Source organism: Sphingobacterium sp. lm-10 (assembly GCF_023554555.1).
Classification (GTDB): Bacteria; Bacteroidota; Bacteroidia; order Sphingobacteriales; family Sphingobacteriaceae; genus Sphingobacterium.
The window spans coordinates 1,157,549-1,176,718 of record NZ_JAMJWC010000001.1 but is presented as its reverse complement, the minus strand read 5'-3'; the positions used below and the strand labels follow the sequence as shown (position 1 = coordinate 1,176,718).

Here is a 19,170-nt window from a genome sequence, read left to right as displayed (position 1 = left end):
AGAATATTTACATCGCTTAATGAGCTTACGAATTCAGGATTTTATGCGTACAATCAAATCAGCTCTTTAAACCTAATTCTTTGATCGAAATTTCTCGCATTTCTACTTTTCGTACTTTACCTGAAACGGTCATCGGGAAATCTTCTACAAACTTCCAATAATATGGTATTTTGTATTTTGCGATTTTTCCATCGCAAAATTGCAAAAAGCTATCGGAATTTGGCATTACACCATTTTTCAATTTGACCCAAGCCATTACTGCCTCACCAAATTTCTCGTCTGGCACGCCAATTACCTGCACATCTTGTACGTCTGGATGCGTATAGAGATACTGTTCTACTTCTAATGGTGAGATGTTTTCGCCTCCGCGTATGATGATATCTTTAATACGCCCTGTAATTTTGATGTAGCCGTCTTCATCCATGATGGCTTCGTCTCCACTATGCATATAACCGTCTGTATCGATTACTTTCGCGGTGGCATCTTCATTTTCCCAATAGCGCAGCATGACGGAGTAACCTTTTGTACATAATTCTCCTGTCGTTCCAATTGGAACGACATCGCCCGTATGGGGATCGACAATTTTAATTTCCAAATGCTCGTGAATAGTGCCGACGGTACTTACTTGTTTTTCTAACGGTGCGCCGATCACCGTTTGGCAACTTACTGGCGAAGTTTCCGTCATGCCATAGCAAACCGTTACCTCTTTCATATTCATTTTCTTTTGCACATTTTTCATAATCTCAATAGGGCAGGGAGATCCTGCCATGACGCCTGTTCTTAGCAATGATAAATTGTACAGAGAGAAATTCGGTAACTGCATTTCTGTGATAAACATTGTTGGAACACCATATAGCGAAGTGCACTTTTCTTGTTCTACGGTTTGTAGCGTAGCCGTGGGATCAAAACTTTCTGCTGGAATCACGATCGTGGAGCCGTGCGCAGTACAGGCCAGCGCTCCGATCACCATGCCGAAACAATGGAAAAATGGAACAGGGATACAGACGCGGTCTTTCTCAGAATACTTCAAACGAAGACCAATAAAATATCCGTTATTTAAAATATTGCTATGTGAGAGTGTTACTCCCTTTGGAAAGCCGGTTGTTCCTGAGGTGTATTGAATATTGATGGCATCGTCAAAATGCAAATTCCTTTCTGCCGCCCCCAATGCTGCCTCGGAAATACCATGGCCTGACTGTATAAATTCGTCCCAATCTTTATCGAAGAAAATTGCTTTTATAACTTGTGTATTTGGCAGCACTTCCTTTGCAATAAAATCATAATTACTGGTTTTGAAGGTGCTTGCCGATAGCAGCATAGAAGCGCCGGATTGATTTAATACGTATTCTAATTCCGAGCTTCGGTAAGCGGGATTTACGTTGACCAATATCACACCGATACGAGCTGTGGCATATTGTACCAGTGTCCATTCGTAACGGTTCATTGCCCAGATGGCCAATCTATCACCCTTCTTCAAGCCAGCGGCTAAGATGGCTTTCGCGACTTGGGCAGTTTGTTGCCAGAGTTCGCGATACGTTATTCTGTAATTTTGTCGGACCGAAACCAATGCTTCATTGTCAGGAAACGTTGCCACCATGTTTTTTAAATTGGCGCCAATAGTTTCTTGTAATAACGGAATGTCTGTCGTTCCTTTTATATAAGAATATTTTTTCATCGTGTTTAATTTAAGTCTGGTGTGCGTATATACCGGTTTTTAGATGTATTTTGAATGCAGAGATTCGACCATTTCCTAATCCCCGCTGTAGCTGGTATAAAGATTGCTTTCGATAGGGTTGATTCAGCATCCTTAGCGCATTTTATAGTGTAAAAGATCCTATCCGTTATCCATAAATAAAGGTCGCCATCTTCGAAATGCGAAGGAGATATCCCTTATGAATAATAGGAGCGGATAAGTAGTTAGGTTTATACGTGTACACACGAGGCTTTTCCGCGAAGAAGCAAAATAATCTATCCACGTACAACTCGTATGTTTGTTGTGTAATTTTGTTTCTTTTGGTTAAATTTAATAATAAAAATATAAACGATCTATATCAAATCATGTTGTTATGAAAAAATACCTTTCGATTTTGTTATTCCCAATCATCTGTCAATTAACTGCGAGGGCGCAAGAACTTAAACCCATTGAATACCATGATGGCGATCAGAAACTCCTTGGTCTAGTGACAGCTAATGCAGATCAAGCGCTTCCTGGAGTACTCATATTGCCTGCTTGGAAAGGAATTGATGAGGAGTCGAAGACCGCTGCATTGGAATTGGAAAAGCTGGGTTACATTGCTTTTATAGCTGATATTTATGGCCAGGGAAATGTGCCAAATGATAATAAAGAAGCGAGTAAGATCGCTGGCCATTACAAGGAAGATTATAAAGCCTACCAGCATCGTATTGCATTAGCCTTAGCTCAGTTAGAGCGAGCGGGAGCGGTAGCGGATAAGATTGCGGTAATCGGTTACTGTTTTGGGGGTACCGGAGCTTTGGAGGTTGCACGTGCTAATATGGAAGTCAAAGGAGTGGTGTGTATTCACGGTGGTTATGCGAAAGCCTCTGACAGAAAAAATGAAGGCATTCATCCAAAAGTATTGGTTGAACATGCTGCCGAGGATAAATCCATCAGCAAAGCAGACTATGATAACCTGATTACCGAGTTGAACGAAGGGAATGCCGATTGGCAAATTATTACGTATGCAAATAGTGCGCATACATTTACCGATCCTAAATCCGCGGATTATAATCCGGTGATGGCCAAGCGGGCATGGGATCATACCCAGTTATTTTTGAAGGAAATATTAAAATAGTATGAAGACTAATTTTTTAATGATCCTGATCGCAATGAGCGCGGTGAGTTGCGACAATTCTAGGAATGAAAATCAGTTGGTTGAGGTCGCTCAATTCGAACATAGCATGGCGATCGGGTTAAGTGTAAATAGGGAAAACAGGGTTTTTACCTCATTTCCCAATTACGATGGTGATGGCAACCTCGCTGTAGCGGAGATAAAAGATGGAATTTTACATCCCTATCCTGATGCGGAATGGAACACCAAAGGAGATTATAATAGCCATTTTTTAAGAATACAGGATTTGTATGTCGATGCCGAGGATTTTTTGTGGGTGTTAGACTCGAAACCAGGTTCTTCGGGAAATATTTTTGCTGACGGACAAGGGGAAAAGGATGGATTTTTCAAGTTGATAAAGATTAATACGAAGACCAATTTGGTGGAAGATATATTCTTATTTGAAGATCTTGACAAATCCAAATCCGCATTGAATGACGTGCGGGTAGATACCGAAAAGAAACTGGCTTATCTCTCCGACCCAGGCCTGGCGTCTATTGTGGTCTTAGATTTACAAACTAAAAAGTCCCGCAGTGTGTTGGCGGAAACTCCATTTACGGTGGCAGACGATATTACGCTTGAATATGATGGCGTAAAAATGGAGGATAAAGATGGTAAGCCATTCTCATCCAACATCAATAGCATTGCTTTAACACATGATTTTCAATATTTCTATTTTAAACCTATCAATACCCCAAATCTTTATCGAATCGAAACCCAATATCTTGCAGAAAAAGAATTGGCCGATGGTGATCTGGCATCGAAAGTACAAGATATGGGGAAAGTAGGCATTACTCATGGAATGATTGCTGATGCAAAAGGCAATGTTTATTTTGCTTCATCAGAAGACTATAAATTGGTTTACATCACACCGGACGGTGTTTTGAAAACGTTGATCGCAGATCCAAACCTGATTTGGCCAGACTCTTTTGGTATCGGTAAAGACGGATACCTCTACTTTACCTGCGCACAGATACAGCGCTTACCACAATGGAACAAGGGAGAAGATAAGACAGAATATCCTTACCGAGCCTTTAAAGTGAAGTTGCCCGACTAAGCGGAATTAGCTATTTAAGACGAATTAGTAGGTAAATATAAGCTGAGGGAATCGAAAAAAAGATTTTTCTAAATTGGGTCTTGCAGGATAGTAATTTGCTGCCTATATAAACGACAAAACACTTTATATCTTATTGATATAAAGTGTTTTGTACCTAGGGCGGGAATCGAACCCGCACTCCCTTAACGGGAACAGGATTTTAAGTCCTGCGTGTCTACCAGTTTCACCACCTAGGCAAGTAGAGAGCGAAAGACGAGATTCGAACTCGCGACCCCGACCTTGGCAAGGTCGTGCTCTACCAACTGAGCTACTTTCGCTTTTGGTGTTGCAAATATATAGGAATATTGCGGCTACGCAAAGGAAAAAATAAAAAAGTACCGCCAATGCAGTACTTTGTTGATGTTTGTGTTGGGCAATAGTGACTTAGAAAGAAAATCCTGTCGATAACTTGTAAAATGATTCTGAGTTTTCGGCAATCTCACCTGTTCTCACGAAATCTGCACCCGCAGACAACCGAACAAAGCTTGCGAATTTAGGAACATTGAATTGTACATACGGTCCAAGCCATTGATAGTAATCCAAGGTGCCTCCAATATCATCTTTGGTTCTCCGCAAGTGTTCGAAATGTGCACCAAAGGAGAAGGATGGGCTAACTTTGTATCCGGCATTGGCCCAATAATGTAGATAGGCAAGTGTGGATCCACCTACTGGAGCTCTGTCTGTCAATGGCGCGTAGTATCCAGCATAGATTTCGGATTCGAATTTTGGAATATCCACGTTGAAAAATAAATTTGGTACAATACCATCACCTGCAATGCCACCTAACTGTCCGTCTGCTGCACCTTTAGATAGTAAATTTCCAAATGTAAAGCCCAGGTTTGGATTTAAAGTAATTCCTTCACTTAAATAAAGGTTTACTCCACCACCAAATTCAGTCCAGTTGCCCCATGCGGCACCCGTGCCTGCTCCCCAAAAAATTCCGTAGGTAGACACGCCAATTTTATCGCTGAGTTTGTATTCTAGCGTAAAATTGGGTGCAAATCCAAAAAATTGATCACTTGTTAAGCCAAAAGTGGCCGTTGCATCGTTTGTCTGCGCATGCACTTGGGTTAGGTTTGTAAATGCAGTAATTATTACCGCAAGTGTTGTTAGTTTTCCTAATAAATTCATATAATTTATGATAAAATGATTAATTAATAACCAAATATATTCGAAAATATCAATTTAAAGAATTGTTTTGTCTATTATTTTCACTAAAAAATGATAAATAACAAATAAATATTACGAAAAAACATTTTAAATGCTGATTAAATTGATTTTCATCTGTTTTAAGTTTATAATATATCCTGATGTGTGTAATTTTTCGTTAATGAAGTTGTTTAATGTTCTATTTATGTCAAGTGTCATGCTTTTTTTTATTGATTAATCGTTTTTATGCGATGATTCTAAAGCTTATTGCAGTGTTGTAAATAGTAATTATTATAATGCTGGATTTTTTTAGATTGTTCAAAAAAATGGTGAACTTCGTTTCTCAATTTAGGTTCTATGTATTTGGTTTCCGAGATAGCCCGTATTATTTCCGCACAGAAGACTATACTTCCTGTTGCGGACCTAATTATTACGGAGCTTGTGTATGATAGTCGCCAGGTTTACCATAGTGAAAAGTCTTTGTTTTTTGCTATTCGGGCGGTGCGTGATGGCCATCGATACATTGCAGCAGCATATGAAAGAGGTGTACGCAGTTTTGTGGTATCCAATACTGATTTGGAAGTCTCCTTATTTCCAGACGCTAATTTTCTTTGGGTAGAAGATGTCATTAAAGCCTTGCAGGCATTAGCAACGCATCAGAGAAACAGATTCCATTATCCGATCATCGGTATTACAGGGAGTAATGGCAAGACGATCGTTAAAGAGTGGCTGTATCAGCTATTATCTCCAGAAAAAAAAGTCTATCAGAGTCCGAAAAGCTATAATTCTCAATTGGGTGTGTCGCTCTCTTTGTGGGAGTTGAGCGATCAGTATGATATCGCGCTCATTGAAGCTGGCATCAGTCTGGAAGGGGAGATGCAACGATTGGCAGACATGATTCAGCCTGATATTGGGGTGCTCACCAATATTGGGGTGGCACATGCCGATGGTTTCCCTAGTAAGCAAGCCAAGTTAGCGCAAAAGCTAAAGCTGTTTCAAAAAAGTAAGGTATTGATTTACCCTGCCAAATATGTTCTAGATAAGCAAGGTATTTCGGTCGCTCAACCACTATCTTGGGGTTCGGAGGAGCAAAATCATTGGCAGATCATATCCTTGGATATTGGCAATACCTCGTGTGAAGTCGTGTTGCGCGAGCAACAAGCCGACTTTCACCTCACCATACCCTTTATAGACCAGGCCTCTATTGAAAATTGCCTGACCTGCGTTTTTGTCATGCGGCATTTGGCTTATGAATGGTCTACTATTTTGCTCCGAATCCGTAATCTGGAAGCGGTGGAGATGCGTTTACAATTAAAATCTGGCATTAATAATTGTTCCGTCATAGATGATTCTTATTCAAATGATCTCGGCGCATTGAAGATTGCATTAGATTTTTTGGAGCGACAACATCAGCATTCAAAGCGGACGTTGATCCTATCAGAAATCATGGGTTTGCCAGAGGCACCTAAATACATTGATAAGCTGCGTGTATTGCTTTCTGCGTATAGATTAAACCGCCTCATTTGGGTAGGGACTGCTGTAGATGCGTTAGAAAGCCTAAACTGCGAGGTACTTACGTTTTCCGATACGGAAGATCTAGACAGGAACTGGCCTACATTGGTTTTTTCTGACGAAACGATTTTGGTGAAAGGAGGGCGAACTTTTCATTTCGAAACTATTGTGAAGCGCCTTACGGCCAAATCTCATGGTACTGTACTGGAGATCAACCTTAATGCGATAGAACACAATTTAAAACAATATCGTTCGCTGTTGCCCACAGATGTAAAACTCATGGCGATGGTGAAGGCATTTTCCTATGGTAGCGGAAGTTTCGAAGTGGCCAATATGTTGCAGTATAATGCAGTGGATTATCTAACGGTTGCTTTTGTAGATGAAGGTGTGGAGCTGCGGCAGGGCGGTATATCTTTACCCATTATGGTATTAAGTCCAGACGAATCTACTTTCGATCGATTGGTCATCCATCACCTCGAGCCAGAGATTTATAGTTTTCGCATTTTGCATGCCTTTATAGACTACTTAAATGGAAAACAGATTATTGACTATCCGATACATATTAAGCTAGATACAGGGATGCATCGGCTCGGGTTTTTAAGTGCCGAATTGCCCCAATTAATTACCGCGCTGAAAGCTACTAATGCAATTAAAGTGATTTCCATATTTTCACATTTGGTAGCCGCAGGCAGCCGAACAGAAAGTGTCTTCACGGAGCAACAAATCGAAGAGTATGGCGTCAGCGTAGCGAAATTGGAGGAGGCTCTAGGCTATCAGGTCATTAAGCATTTGTGTAATACGTCTGGTATTGTGCGTTGGCCTTCTGCTTATTTTGACATGGTACGATTAGGTATTGGTTTATATGGCGTAGATTTGAACGCCAGTGGATTGGATATTTGGCCAACCAGTCAGTTAAAAACAACCATTACGCAGATCAAAACCTTGAAAAAAGGAGATACGGTAGGGTATGACCGCCGTGGTGTACTCGAAAGGGATGGCAAGATTGCTACGGTAAAAATCGGCTACGCCGACGGCTACGATAGAAGGTTTGGTAATGGAGTTGGTACTATGCTAATTCGCGGTCAATCCGTACCTACCATTGGCAATATCTGTATGGATATGTGTATGCTCGATATTACGGATCAGGATGCGGCAGAAGGAGACGAGGTGATCGTGTTTCCAGATATCAAAACGATGGCGCGCAAGATCAGCGTGATCCCTTATGAATTATTAGTCAATATCTCGGCGCGTGTAAAGCGGGTCTATTATTATCAATAAACATGTTTAGAAAATTCTTTCAACGGTTTTTGTACTACCTAATCAAAGGTACTTTAGTGGTAATTCCTGTTGCGGGAGCGGTATTTTTGATCATCTGGTTGGTCGCTACTTTGGATAATGCGTTGAATCTGACACACCTGATCGAAGACGAACGAGGCGCTCCAAGGTATATTCCAGGTATGGGGATTGTAACGGTGATTGTGGTGCTGGTGTTGGTTGGTTTTGTCTTTACGACTTTGGTTACGGTGCCTATTCAACAATGGATGGCACGTATGGTCAATCGGATTCCTATCTTTAATACTTTATATTCTTCTATTAAAGATTTTACAGAAGCGTTTGTCGGAGATGCCAAAAAATTTAATGAACCCGTATTGGTGGAAGTAAATGAAACTGGTTTGAAGAAGATCGGTTTTCTGACGCAACGTAATTTGAAGGCTATTCATCTGGAAGGCGAAGTGTTAGTGTATTTTCCTTACTCTTATTCTTTTGCTGGCCAAGTCGTGGTGGTGAAGGCAGAACGGGTTACTAAATTGCATATGTCGGCTACAGAAGCTATGAAATTGGTTGTTTCTGGTGGTGTAAGCAGTCTGGATTAATACCACAACGGAGCAGAATAATGAGCAAATTTATAGAACGGATTTTCGGGAATAAGACGGAAGTAGACCTCGTAAGAATGGAGCTACAGGCTCGTTTGAGCTTTCAGTACAGCCAGACAGATGCTTCCTTATTATTAAAATATGCACAGGCAGATCGCCTGGCCGAATTAGCCGGCTTTCAGAAAGACATGCTCTCCGCTACCATGGGCAACCCTTGGCCAGTCGCATTAGAGCTTCAACTACTTCAGCGTTATGTGGATCACATTCAAGCTATTGAAGGGGAAGATTTTTACCTGCAGTTTAATACAAAGGGATCTGATAACGTAGATGCTATCGAACCGCTGATTCTATTTCCATTAATACAAAACGCCGTGAAGAACGGCTATGCTTCCATGGCCAAGTTCCCTATTAAAATTCGACTAAGTGCCTCTGAAGGTGGGATTCTGTTGGAGGTGAGCAACCGAGTAAACCACTATGTCGAGAATCAGGGAGAAGATGAGCTGATCACATTTTACCGCGATCGATTGCAATTGACTAGCCCAGATAGGCACGAGCTTTTCGTGAATAGCAATTCACAAACCTTCAAAGCCACGCTCTTCTTAAAATACGGATAATTTCCTTTACTCTTCGTGGTACACAATAATAGGTACTTTCGTATGAAAAGTGAGGTTGTGTGTGGTACTATCGTTAAATAAGCGATCAAAGAATCCACGATTTCTTTTGACCACAGCAAGCATATCCACGTTATTATCCAATATGTAGTTGGTAATGGTGTGCTCTACGCTTTCCACTTTATCCAACAGTTTAAACTGTACTGCGTATCTTGTATGATCCTTGCTCCATTGATCCATTTGTCTACCTACGTTCGTCAGGTCAGATTGCATCACGACGTGAATGCACGTTGTTTCAGCACCTACTTCCCGTGCCATAATCAGTGCTTCCCGTAGCGCTATCTTGTCCGATTCACGGAATAAGGTAGTAAATACCACCCGCTTAATACCTGAAAAACGCGCATGAGGAGGCACGGCAATTACTGGAGTTTTTACAGAATTAATAACGGAAACGGTATTCGATCCTATAATGCGATCCAAAAATCCGGATTGACCATGAGTACCCATCACGATGAGGTGAAATTTCTGCTTTTTGCTCAGGTTGCGCACCACGGTAGACACCGGTCCTTCCTCAAAAAGAAAGGAAAGGCGTTCTTCCGGAAATCCATAATCTATGGCCATCTGCCTGAGACGTGGCGTACTCTGTTTAAACTTTTCATGCTCGGTGTTTTCCAAATTTGCATACATTTCCCCCAACATCTCCGGTTGCCCAGGGTGTATAGAAGCAAATACGGGCGACATATAACTGTGTAACACTTTTAAATTAGCATCAACACTTTTTGCCAGATGGATAGCATATACAAATGCATTTTCTGCCAGTTCCGAAAAATCAGTAGGGAATAATATGGTTCTCATGCGAATAGGTGTTATAAATGTTATTTTAAATTTACATTATTTTTCTGTTTTAAGTATATCTGTTGCAAAGACTTTATTAATTACTTATGCTTGTAGCATCATCGACCTGATAATCGTTATGCTCTATAGATGGAATATGCAGCCAACAGAATCTGTACAAGCGCAGTGAATTAGATCGAAAAATAGGCGTAACTTGAAGATATTGATTTAGCCCGCTTGGAAATTATACGGAAATATGTCATGCGTAAGCATCCGCCGACATTGCGTGTCGCGTTGGAAGGCTGTGTTGTGTCCGATTCGGAGCGCAGCAAGGCATATATCTACAAAAAATATTATGGCTATGTGAAGGCCGTGGTCGTGCGGTATGTAAAGCTGGATATAGAATCTGAGGAGATTATCAATGAGAGTTTTGTCAAGGTATTTCGAAAGTTGAGCAGCTTCGAGCAGCATACAGATGATGAAGTGTTGGAGAAAACTTTTCGTTCCTGGATGGCGCGTATCGCGGTTAATACGGCTATAGATATGTTGCGTGTAAAAAAGCAAATGCAGTTTATTGATGATGAAGATGGTGTAGAAATCGGAAATCTTTCCGTAAATATGACATCTAGTTTGGAGGCAAATGATATTTTGAAATTACTAGATGGTCTGCCACCCATCCAAAAAGCGATCTTTAATTTATATGAAATAGAAGGCTATTCACATGAGGAGATTAGTAAAATGCTTGACGTACCAGAAAGCACATCAAGAACTTACCTCACCAGAGCAAAACAGAAACTCCGTATGTTGTACGGCAAGTATATGGATCGAGAAAACATAAAATCCTAGTTTTAAATTAGGCATGAAAGAAAATAATAACAGTCGGGAAAGAGACATTGTTGACCGTATCGTCGATCAGCTCAAATCGTCTGAAGAACTGCCATATGAAGATGGTGCTTGGGAACGCTTCCGAAAAGATCACTTACCTAAAACAACGGCTAAGCGGATACTGCCATTATGGATTAGTACGGCTGCTGCCTGCGCTGTACTAATGATGCTGGGCTTATGGTATTTTAATTCAGATATACCTGATTTAGATCAGCCTGCTTTAAGTTCTCGCGCTACCAAGCAGGTACAGGCTCCTGTAATTGAAACTCCAGAAACACCATCAGTTTTTAACGAACCTATAATTCCACAGAATACCCATGTTGGTGAGTCTGTAAGTCTGTTGCCAAAAGATAGTCGGCTGCATACCGTAGAGGTTGTTGAATCCTGGATCTTCCCGATGCAAAAACAAACTATATTGGCTGCTTCTCCTGTTGATATAAATAATGATATAAAACTGTCAGACAGCAAATTATATTTTCATCCTGATCAAGAGGAAGCCGTGTTGACAGAGAGCGGACTTTTACCTTCCGTATTTGCGGATAGTAAAGGAGTACAAACGAATGCAAGGAAAGAAGTGATGGGTGAAAGCAAGCATTTCCGCTTTACGGATCGGTTTAATCTCGGTGTGGTGGTAGCGCCATCGTCCACTGATCAAAAGGTGAATTTTGGCGGGGGGTTAATGTTATCCTATAATGTCACCAAGAACTTAAGTGTGCGTACTGGAGCTACGTTTCATCAGTACGAGGTTGGATCATTACGCGATCCGATACAGTCTGCAACAATGGAAGTAGCGGCTACAGCACCGGAACGCCCATTGCCAACCGATATGCCGGTATTTTCTAATGCCATGATGGCGCGTATGCCACTTATTCCTAATGTCAACTCGGTAACCGGTATGGTACGCACACTAGATATTCCTGTCGAAGCCAAATATTCTTTTTATAAAGGTATATATGCTGGTGTCGGTGTTTCTTACGCGGCGGTATTGGATCAGCAACGTTTTGCGCACTATATTGAAAATGTAAATGCCAATCCATATGCTAACGGCTTGCCAAGCAATGAAAGTGAACTTCGAGCTGCAGTTCAGCCGGTAGTCCGCACGTTAGAGTCAGCGAATACCAATGTAAATTCGGCTGGTTTCGGAGGCTTTGTGAATATGTCATTGGGTAAGGAATTGAAGATAAGACGCGGGCCATCTGTATCTTTAGAGCCTTATGTGAAGTTGCCAGTTGGGAATTTTAGACGCGCTGATATGAACTATACCAACGGAGGAATTCGAGTGATTACCAATTTCTAATCACACATGTGAAGCAGGATCAAAGATATAATTACAGTTGATCAATGCGCACCCAACCCATTCCAGCAGCTATTGCGCCTTGAACCCCAGGCTCACCGTCTTCAAATACTAAACAGCGCTCTGGTGCGACATCCAACTGCGCTGCCGCTAAAAGAAAAGGTTCTGGCGAGGGCTTTCCATTAGGCGTATCGCCAGCGCAGACCAGCACTTCGTACAATCCGGTCACACCAATCACATCCAATGTAATTTCTAAGGTTTTTCGGGTTCCTCCAGAAACAAGACCAATCTTCTTTTTGCCCACTTCTTGGCGAAGATGCTGCAGCACATGTGCTACCGGTTTCGTGTGCTGTATGTATTCCGTGCGAAAAATGGTGGACTTCCGGAGTGCAAACTCGTCAAAGTCAAATGATTTTCCATACCGCTGCGCAATGACTTCCGCTACGGCTACTGTAGGCCATCCGGCGGTTTCATCGATAAGTGCGGTATCCAATTGGATACCGTACTCCAAGGCTGCCGCGGCGTACGCGGCTTTGTGTGCCGACATATTGTCTGCTAACGTACCGTCTACATCGTATAATAATGCATCATACGAATCAGAAATTTCCGAGAGCTTCTGTGTTTTGTCCGCTATAGTCATTAACCTTTTTTTACTTTTTACGTCTTTCTTTTTCGGCGATAATCAATCCTAATTCCCGACTCGTCTGTCCACCTACCGAAGTGTTTTCCTGTGCACGGCGAAATAGGTAAGGCATAACGGATTTTACCGGCCCATACGGCATGTATTTGGCTACGTTGTAACCAGCAGCAGCCAGATTAAAAGACAGATTATCGGACATACCCAGCAATTGGGCGAACCAGATATTAGGATGGTTGTGTGGAATGTCGCGTTTATGCATTTCTTCTGCCAGTAGCCGGGAGCTTTCTTCGTTGTGCGTACCCGCCATTAGGCCCATATTATCAATATGTTCCAAACAGAAGAGCAGGCCTTCATTATAATCTCTGTCGCTGCTCTCTTTATCGGCTTGTATCGGCGAAGGATAGCCATCAGATTTCGCACGGTCGCGCTCGATTTCCATGTAAGCACCTCGAACCAGCTTAGCACCCAAATGAAAGTTGCGTACGGTAGCATAAGCGAAATCGGCTTTTAGGGAGGCTAATTTATCATGGCGGTAAAGCTGGTACGTATTGTATACAATCGGCTTTTCTTGATTGTATTTCTCCATCATATCACGCGCGATGTCATCGATCGTATCTTGTATCCACGAATGTTCGCCATCGATAAGCACCGGGATACCTGCATCATGACAGGCAGCGCAGATGCGCTCACAACGTTCTAATACCCGAGTGAATTCAATTTTCTCCAGATCATTAAGCGCTTGCTTCGCATCGCGTTTGGCAAAAAGATCAAATCGACCTAAGCCTGTCGGCTTAAATACACAGAAAGAAATAAGTTTTTGCTTTGCTGCGAAAGCCACGGTACGAACGATCTCCTCACAAGTATGCTCAAAGCTTGTTTCGGATTCTTCTCCTTCCACAGAATAGTCCAAAATAGTCGTCACCTTTCCTTCTCCTAACTCCAGAATGGAACGGTTGCAATCTTCGATGCTTTCGCCACCGCAAAATTGCTTGTAAATTGTGTTTCTGATAATACCTTGGATCGGTAAACCAATCTTTAATGAGAAATTGGTTATAGGAGTTCCAACCTTAATCAAAGCATTGCTCGATACCATCTTAAATAGCCAATAAGCTTTATTCAGATCCGAATCACTTTTCGTCCTGAAAGCTGTCGCCGTGTCGTTAAAATCTAACTGAACAGGCGCTCCTAAGGTTTCCATCAATGTCGTGTTGTGTTTAGTAATACAAAACTAAGTAATTGTTGAATTAAAAGCTGAATATGCACGTAATTTATTTAATTTTGGCTATGCAAAAATTTGTATTGAATGGCGAGTTTATTCATCTCATCCAGCTCCTCAAAGCGATGAATTGGGTGGAGCATGGCGCTATGGCGCAGCATGTTGTCGAAGAAGGAATGGTACAGTACAATGGAAACGTAGATTATCGTAAAAGATTGAAGGTAAAACGCGGCGACCAAGTAGAATTCGAAGGACAGATCGTGGAGATTGTCTAAGCAATGATGATTGATTTTTAGTTATGCAACAGATAGAAAGTTTGGGATATAAGGTGTTTTTCGAGGATGACCTCGCAAGTTTACAACCCTTTATAACCGAGGGAGGGTACTCCAATGTATTGATCCTAGTAGATCTTAATACCAACGACCATTGCTTGCCAATTTTACAGGCCGCCATTTCAGACATCGCCGATTATGATATTATCGAAGTCGACCCAGGGGAGGAGAACAAAAATATTGACTTTTGTATTGGCATCTGGAAAACTATGTTGGATTTTGGTGCCGACCGTAAGGCGTTGATGATTAATCTTGGTGGTGGTGTCGTGACAGATATGGGCGGTTTTGCAGCATCAACCTATAAAAGAGGCATCGACTTTATCCAGATCCCGACGACGTTACTCGCGCAGGTTGATGCATCTGTAGGGGGCAAGACGGGCATAGATCTAGATAATTTCAAAAATATCATTGGAACATTCACGCAGCCTAAAGCGGTTTTTATCAGTAGTAAATTTCTGGAATCTTTAGATACGCGCCAGCTTTGGTCAGGCTTCGCCGAAATTATTAAACATGGTTTGATTCAGGATAAAGATCTTTTCCTGCGCTGCCAGCAAATCAATATTGAAGAGATTGACGCCCAAATCGTGTATGATTCCGTGATGATCAAGAATAACATTATTCTGGAAGATCCAACAGAAAATAATATTCGTAAGATTCTTAATTTTGGACATACCATCGGTCACGCCGTAGAAGGTTATTCCTTATCACACGACCAAAATCCATTACTCCATGGAGAAGCCGTAGCGATTGGTATGTTATGCGAAGCGTATCTATCCACACAATCCGGTACCCTGGCAGACGCAGAATTGCGAGAAATAGAACAGTACCTGTTGCGTGTGTATCCTTACTATACCATCTCTCCATCCATCGATGAGGAGTTATTTCGCTTGATGCGAAATGATAAGAAGAACGAATCGAACCAGATTGGTTTTGCTTTGCTAAATGCCATTGGTGATTGCACGTATAATAAATACGTGGATGAGGAGAGAATCAAAGCAGCGTTAGACTATTATCGTAGCTTGGAAGGCAAATAGTAGAAAACAATTTACTTTGCGTCGCGTTCTCTTAAGCAACTATAGAAAGACAGCAGATGAATAAATTGTTTAAAACTTTGATCGCAGGGTGGGGCGCACGTAAATTGGGCTTTGGTTGTTTCGGAACAATCATAGCTTTCATTATTATCTATTACCTCTTGGGCTATTTATAGGCACCAATAGGCTTTCGGTTCACCTCATGTTTAGTGGGGTGTAGCCGATGAAAAAAGTTAGACCATCCCATTTTATCGATTACCATCAGCTCATCGCCATAAATCGGACTAAGCTGCACTAGCTCTAAACTGTAGCGATTACTTAGATTAAAGGTGGTTGACGTTCCAAGTTCCTTGTCTACGTCATGAACGATAAAATGTTCCATCTGGGAATCTGCCGCAATAGGCTGTCCGAATCGTATAATCTGACCCGGATCAAACGGGCAGTCGCCGCGAAGATGATTAATTAAAAATCCGAGAACGTGTCCCCAATTTTTCACTTCACTTTTTATCTGTAGTACAAGCTCACGGCCGTGCATTTGCTTAGAAATTCCATTCGCTGCGGATAACCCATAGCTATAGGCAGTAAGATATCCAGGGCTTGGAAAATTTTTGAAAATTAAGACAAATACGGTTGGAAGCTTTCTACTGCTAGATGGATGGCGGTATACTTCACATGCATCACCAATTTCCTTTTCCAGCAAGTCTCTGAAACGCTCCACGCCGGAACGCATAAAATACGGTTTTCTAAACAATGACATGACGATTTGTAAGAGCTACAGGGGCAAAAATACACATTGACTGTTATTTTTTCAGTGCCATGCTGTCATATTGGCTACATTTTTTGAATGGAATATTCCTTGCTATGCTATAACCGATATAAAGTAGTATTGCAATTTATAGCGTTGATCAGCAACTCAATTAAAGCGCAGTATACGAAAAGGATTTATAAACACACATTTGAAACGATAGATATGGCAGAAAAAGGTACGATTTCGATCCACACGGAAAACATCTTTCCGGTGATCAAGAAGTTTTTGTATTCTGATAATGAGATTTTTTTAAGAGAATTGGTATCCAATGCAGTAGATGCTTCTCAAAAGATTAAAAGACTATCTTCACTAGGTCAGTTTGCTGGCGAAGTGGGCGATTTGACAGTAGATGTACGTTTTGATGAAACGGCAAAGACCATTACTATTTCCGATAATGGTTTAGGGATGACGGCTGATGAGATCAAAAAATACATTAACCAGATTGCATTCTCGGGAGCTACCGAGTTCATGGAGAAATTCAAAGAGGCCAATGATGCGAATGAGATCATTGGCCGTTTTGGTTTGGGTTTCTACTCTGCTTTCATGGTGGCCGACCGGGTAGAGATCCAATCTTTATCCTACCAGGAGGGAGCAGAACCAGCTCATTGGACTTGTGATGGTAGCACCTCTTACGAGATTGCGGAAGGTACACGTACACATCGTGGTACCGATGTTATCCTGCATATCAATGCAGATTCGGAAGAGTTTTTGAATAAAAGCCGTTTAGAAGAAATTCTGAATAAGTATGCTAAATTCCTACCGGTTCCTGTTCGGTTTGGTACTAAATCTACCAGCGAGCCGGATGGTGAAGACGAAGAAGGCAAGCCTAAATACAAAACCGTAGAGGTAGATAATGTCATTAATAACACCAATCCGGCATGGACCAAATCTCCATCGGAGTTAACGGATGAGGATTATCTAGCATTCTACCGTGAATTGTATCCGTATGCGATGGATGAACCTTTATTCTGGATTCACCTAAACGTAGATTACCCTTTCAACCTAACGGGTATTCTATACTTCCCGAAAATCAAAAACGATCTAGAAGTACAACGGAACAAAATTAAATTATATTCTCGTCAAGTATTTATTACCGACGAAGTAAAAGACATTGTACCAGAATTTTTGATGTTGTTACATGGTGTGATTGACTCACCAGATATTCCATTAAACGTGTCTCGCTCGTTCTTGCAAGCCGACGGAAATGTGAAGAAAATCAATACCTACATCACGAAGAAAGTAGCAGATAAACTGCAGGAGATCTACAAATCCGACCGTAAAGGATTCGAGGAAAAATGGAATGACATTGGTCTTTTCATTAAATATGGTATGCTGAGCGATGATAAATTCGCGGAGAAAGCCAATGAGTTTTGTTTGTTGAAAAATACGGATGGTGAGCATTACACCATCAAAGAATACTATGAGAAAGTTAAAGACATTCAAGTAGATAAAGACGGCAATATCATATACCTATACACCCACGATACGGCTCAGCAAGATGGGTTTATCAGCGGTGCAAAAGCAAAAGGTTATGATGTATTGGTGTTAGATGGTCCTTTAGATACGCATATTACTTCTTACTTGGAGCAAAAAGGTGGTGAGAAAATCCAGTTGAAACGTGTTGATGCAGATGTTGCGGAGAAATTGATTCAGAAGGATGAGAAGATCGAAGCCGTTTTAACGGAAGAAGAAAGTAAGAAGGCAACGGAGCTTTTTGAGAAAGCGATCACCCGTAGCGATATGAAGGTCGAAGTGGATGCATTGACAGCAGGAGACTTACCAGTTGCGGTGACCATCGATGAGTTTATGCGTCGTATGAAAGATATGGCGAAGACTGGTGGTGGCGGAATGGGCTTCTACGGTGAATTGCCAGATCAATACAAAGTAACGGTGAATGGAAATCACCCTTTGGTGAAGCGTATTTTGGAAAGTTCCGAAGAAGATGGTGCGCGCTTAGCGAAACAGGCTTTCGACTTAGCGTTACTATCCAGAGGTTTGTTGACTGGCGCGGAACTTACTTCCTTTGTAAAGCGAAGTGTGGAGTTGATTTAGTCATCTATTCGTAAGGTTTATAAAAAGGTGTTCTTCGGAGCACCTTTTTTCGTTTTCAGGTAATCTCCAGCAAAAACATTTTGCGATCTGTCCTGTTTTTTCCAAGAGTACGTATTTCGGTTCGTGGGCATCGATGTCTGCTAAATATGGAAATCAGATCTTAAACAGTTATAAACAATCACTATGTCAGTAGAAAAATTTAAAGCGCTGCACGAGCAGGACAAACCATTCGTACTAGGAAATGTATGGGATGCACATACGGCAAAAGCAGCCGAAGAATTGGGTTTTCAAGGTTTAGGAAGTTCCAGTCATGCCATTGCAAATATCTTGGGATATGAAGATGGACAAAATATTAGTGTGGATGAAATACTATTTGTAGTAGAGCGCATCGTTAAAGCGGTGAACATACCCGTATCTGTCGATTTTGAAGCAGGTTATTCTTCCGATCCAGAAGAAGTAGCAGCCCATGTAAAGCAGCTCGTAGAAGTAGGAGTAGTAGGAATCAATTTAGAAGATGGTGTGGTTAAAGATGGCAAACGCGGCATGGAAGATCCACAGGTGCTGGCACGTAAAATAAAAGCGATCAAAGCAGTGACCAATATATTCATCAATGCACGTGCAGATACCTACACAACAAAGCATCCTGATGCGTTGGAAGAATCTATTAAACGTGCGCAAATCTATACTGAAGCTGGCGCGGATGGCATTTTCCTTCCAGCAATTGAGAAGGAAGAGGACATCAAAAAGGTGATTCAGGAAATCAAATTGCCGTTGAACGTGTTTGCTACGCCAAACATTTCAGACTATAAAACCTTAACAACCCTTGGCGTAAAACGGATAAGTCACGGTGCGAAGCTCTATGAGAAAATCTTTAAAACTACGAAAGAGTTATTAGGAGACATTCAGAAGGAGCAGGCCTTTGGGAAATTGTATCAATAGGAAATAATTGCACCATTCCACTATTAAAAACGGTTTGCAGAATTTTCT

Annotated in this window: 17 protein-coding genes and 2 tRNA genes; 11 read left to right on the top strand and 8 right to left on the bottom strand. The window is 41.5% G+C overall.

The genetic code is table 11. The features are described 5' to 3' along the window. Positions 1–58 precede the first annotated feature (58 nt). Entirely contained in the window at positions 59–1,675 is a 1,617-nt protein-coding gene (locus M8998_RS04660) for an AMP-binding protein (protein ID WP_249990963.1), read from the bottom strand. 391 nt (positions 1,676–2,066) lie between these two features. Between M8998_RS04660 and M8998_RS04655 the strand changes: the two genes are divergently transcribed. Together M8998_RS04655 and M8998_RS04650 are read left to right on the top strand one after the other, a co-directional pair. Next, positions 2,067–2,813, top strand: a complete 747-nt coding sequence (locus M8998_RS04655) for a dienelactone hydrolase family protein (protein ID WP_249990962.1) — start codon at positions 2,067–2,069, stop codon at positions 2,811–2,813. A 1-nt stretch (position 2,814) separates the two neighbouring features. Then, positions 2,815–3,906 (top strand): L-dopachrome tautomerase-related protein, encoded by a 1,092-nt coding sequence (locus tag M8998_RS04650; protein ID WP_249990961.1) that lies wholly within the window; start codon positions 2,815–2,817, stop codon positions 3,904–3,906. Between the two features lie 151 nt (positions 3,907–4,057). Here M8998_RS04650 and M8998_RS04645 read toward each other — a convergent pair. The 3 genes from M8998_RS04645 to M8998_RS04635 all read right to left on the bottom strand — a co-directional run bounded on the left by M8998_RS04645 (position 4,058) and on the right by M8998_RS04635 (position 5,076). Beyond that, positions 4,058–4,142 (bottom strand) — tRNA-Leu (locus M8998_RS04645). Between the two features lie 8 nt (positions 4,143–4,150). Then, positions 4,151–4,223 (bottom strand) — tRNA-Gly (locus tag M8998_RS04640). Between the two features lie 106 nt (positions 4,224–4,329). Then, positions 4,330–5,076 carry a DUF6733 family protein gene (locus tag M8998_RS04635; protein WP_249990960.1) on the bottom strand — a complete coding sequence of 249 codons (747 nt, stop codon included), beginning with the start codon at positions 5,074–5,076 and terminating at the stop codon, positions 4,330–4,332. 375 nt (positions 5,077–5,451) lie between these two features. Here M8998_RS04635 and M8998_RS04630 point away from each other — a divergent pair, with 375 nt between their 5' ends. The 3 genes from M8998_RS04630 to M8998_RS04620 are packed head-to-tail and all read left to right on the top strand — an operon-like array spanning position 5,452 to position 9,094. Then, a complete protein-coding gene (locus tag M8998_RS04630) occupies positions 5,452–7,884 on the top strand; it encodes a bifunctional UDP-N-acetylmuramoyl-tripeptide:D-alanyl-D-alanine ligase/alanine racemase (protein ID WP_249990959.1) in 2,433 nt (810 codons plus the stop codon). Between the two features lie 2 nt (positions 7,885–7,886). Beyond that, on the top strand, positions 7,887–8,480 hold the full coding sequence (locus M8998_RS04625; protein WP_249990958.1) for a DUF502 domain-containing protein: 594 nt from the start codon (positions 7,887–7,889) through the stop codon (positions 8,478–8,480). A gap of 20 nt (positions 8,481–8,500) precedes the next feature. Further along, positions 8,501–9,094: a LytS family sensor histidine kinase gene (locus tag M8998_RS04620; protein WP_249990957.1), complete on the top strand. Its 594-nt coding sequence runs from the start codon at positions 8,501–8,503 to the stop codon at positions 9,092–9,094. A 6-nt stretch (positions 9,095–9,100) separates the two neighbouring features. On the opposite strand, the gene M8998_RS04615 is transcribed toward M8998_RS04620, so the two are convergent. Further along, complete coding sequence (locus M8998_RS04615; protein ID WP_249990956.1) at positions 9,101–9,946, bottom strand: universal stress protein; 846 nt, start codon at positions 9,944–9,946, stop codon at positions 9,101–9,103. Positions 9,947–10,186: 240 nt separating this feature from the next. Between M8998_RS04615 and M8998_RS04610 the strand changes: the two genes are divergently transcribed. Together M8998_RS04610 and M8998_RS04605 are read left to right on the top strand one after the other, a co-directional pair. After that, on the top strand, positions 10,187–10,771 hold the full coding sequence (locus M8998_RS04610; protein WP_249990955.1) for an RNA polymerase sigma factor: 585 nt from the start codon (positions 10,187–10,189) through the stop codon (positions 10,769–10,771). A gap of 13 nt (positions 10,772–10,784) precedes the next feature. Further along, positions 10,785–12,107, top strand: a complete 1,323-nt coding sequence (locus M8998_RS04605; protein WP_249990954.1) for a hypothetical protein — start codon at positions 10,785–10,787, stop codon at positions 12,105–12,107. Positions 12,108–12,138: 31 nt separating this feature from the next. Here the strand turns inward: M8998_RS04605 and M8998_RS04600 are convergent, their stop codons facing one another. Both M8998_RS04600 and M8998_RS04595 read right to left on the bottom strand, forming a co-directional pair. After that, positions 12,139–12,744 (bottom strand): HAD family hydrolase, encoded by a 606-nt coding sequence (locus M8998_RS04600; RefSeq protein ID WP_249990953.1) that lies wholly within the window; start codon positions 12,742–12,744, stop codon positions 12,139–12,141. Between the two features lie 10 nt (positions 12,745–12,754). Further along, positions 12,755–13,942: a proline dehydrogenase family protein gene (locus M8998_RS04595; RefSeq protein WP_249990952.1), complete on the bottom strand. Its 1,188-nt coding sequence runs from the start codon at positions 13,940–13,942 to the stop codon at positions 12,755–12,757. An 86-nt stretch (positions 13,943–14,028) separates the two neighbouring features. Between M8998_RS04595 and M8998_RS04590 the strand changes: the two genes are divergently transcribed. Both M8998_RS04590 and aroB read left to right on the top strand, forming a co-directional pair. Then, complete coding sequence (locus tag M8998_RS04590) at positions 14,029–14,235, top strand: RNA-binding S4 domain-containing protein (protein ID WP_249990951.1); 207 nt, start codon at positions 14,029–14,031, stop codon at positions 14,233–14,235. Positions 14,236–14,258: 23 nt separating this feature from the next. Further along, positions 14,259–15,326 carry a 3-dehydroquinate synthase gene (gene aroB, locus M8998_RS04585; RefSeq protein WP_249990950.1) on the top strand — a complete coding sequence of 356 codons (1,068 nt, stop codon included), beginning with the start codon at positions 14,259–14,261 and terminating at the stop codon, positions 15,324–15,326. A 163-nt stretch (positions 15,327–15,489) separates the two neighbouring features. Here aroB and M8998_RS04580 read toward each other — a convergent pair whose 3' ends face one another. Beyond that, positions 15,490–16,080, bottom strand: coding sequence for a suppressor of fused domain protein (locus M8998_RS04580; RefSeq protein ID WP_249990949.1), 591 nt, complete (start codon positions 16,078–16,080; stop codon positions 15,490–15,492). A gap of 213 nt (positions 16,081–16,293) precedes the next feature. Here M8998_RS04580 and htpG point away from each other — a divergent pair, with 213 nt between their 5' ends. Together htpG and M8998_RS04570 are read left to right on the top strand one after the other, a co-directional pair. Continuing rightward, positions 16,294–18,183 (top strand): molecular chaperone HtpG, encoded by a 1,890-nt coding sequence (gene htpG, locus M8998_RS04575; RefSeq protein WP_249990948.1) that lies wholly within the window; start codon positions 16,294–16,296, stop codon positions 18,181–18,183. Positions 18,184–18,366: 183 nt separating this feature from the next. Further along, a complete protein-coding gene (locus tag M8998_RS04570) occupies positions 18,367–19,122 on the top strand; it encodes an isocitrate lyase/PEP mutase family protein (RefSeq protein ID WP_249990947.1) in 756 nt (251 codons plus the stop codon). Positions 19,123–19,170 lie beyond the last annotated feature (48 nt).

Coding starts and splice junctions, on each gene's coding strand:
- aroB (WP_249990950.1), top strand. CDS start 14,259: ATGCAACAGATAGAAAGTTTGGGATATAAGGTGTTTTTCGAGGATGAC.
- M8998_RS04580 (WP_249990949.1), bottom strand. CDS start 16,080: ATGTCATTGTTTAGAAAACCGTATTTTATGCGTTCCGGCGTGGAGCGT.
- M8998_RS04635 (WP_249990960.1), bottom strand. CDS start 5,076: ATGAATTTATTAGGAAAACTAACAACACTTGCGGTAATAATTACTGCA.
- M8998_RS04600 (WP_249990953.1), bottom strand. CDS start 12,744: ATGACTATAGCGGACAAAACACAGAAGCTCTCGGAAATTTCTGATTCG.
- M8998_RS04655 (WP_249990962.1), top strand. CDS start 2,067: ATGAAAAAATACCTTTCGATTTTGTTATTCCCAATCATCTGTCAATTA.
- htpG (WP_249990948.1), top strand. CDS start 16,294: ATGGCAGAAAAAGGTACGATTTCGATCCACACGGAAAACATCTTTCCG.
- M8998_RS04620 (WP_249990957.1), top strand. CDS start 8,501: ATGAGCAAATTTATAGAACGGATTTTCGGGAATAAGACGGAAGTAGAC.
- M8998_RS04570 (WP_249990947.1), top strand. CDS start 18,367: ATGTCAGTAGAAAAATTTAAAGCGCTGCACGAGCAGGACAAACCATTC.
- M8998_RS04650 (WP_249990961.1), top strand. CDS start 2,815: ATGAAGACTAATTTTTTAATGATCCTGATCGCAATGAGCGCGGTGAGT.
- M8998_RS04615 (WP_249990956.1), bottom strand. CDS start 9,946: ATGAGAACCATATTATTCCCTACTGATTTTTCGGAACTGGCAGAAAAT.
- M8998_RS04630 (WP_249990959.1), top strand. CDS start 5,452: ATGTATTTGGTTTCCGAGATAGCCCGTATTATTTCCGCACAGAAGACT.
- M8998_RS04595 (WP_249990952.1), bottom strand. CDS start 13,942: ATGGAAACCTTAGGAGCGCCTGTTCAGTTAGATTTTAACGACACGGCG.
- M8998_RS04610 (WP_249990955.1), top strand. CDS start 10,187: ATGCGTAAGCATCCGCCGACATTGCGTGTCGCGTTGGAAGGCTGTGTT.
- M8998_RS04590 (WP_249990951.1), top strand. CDS start 14,029: ATGCAAAAATTTGTATTGAATGGCGAGTTTATTCATCTCATCCAGCTC.
- M8998_RS04625 (WP_249990958.1), top strand. CDS start 7,887: ATGTTTAGAAAATTCTTTCAACGGTTTTTGTACTACCTAATCAAAGGT.
- M8998_RS04660 (WP_249990963.1), bottom strand. CDS start 1,675: ATGAAAAAATATTCTTATATAAAAGGAACGACAGACATTCCGTTATTA.
- M8998_RS04605 (WP_249990954.1), top strand. CDS start 10,785: ATGAAAGAAAATAATAACAGTCGGGAAAGAGACATTGTTGACCGTATC.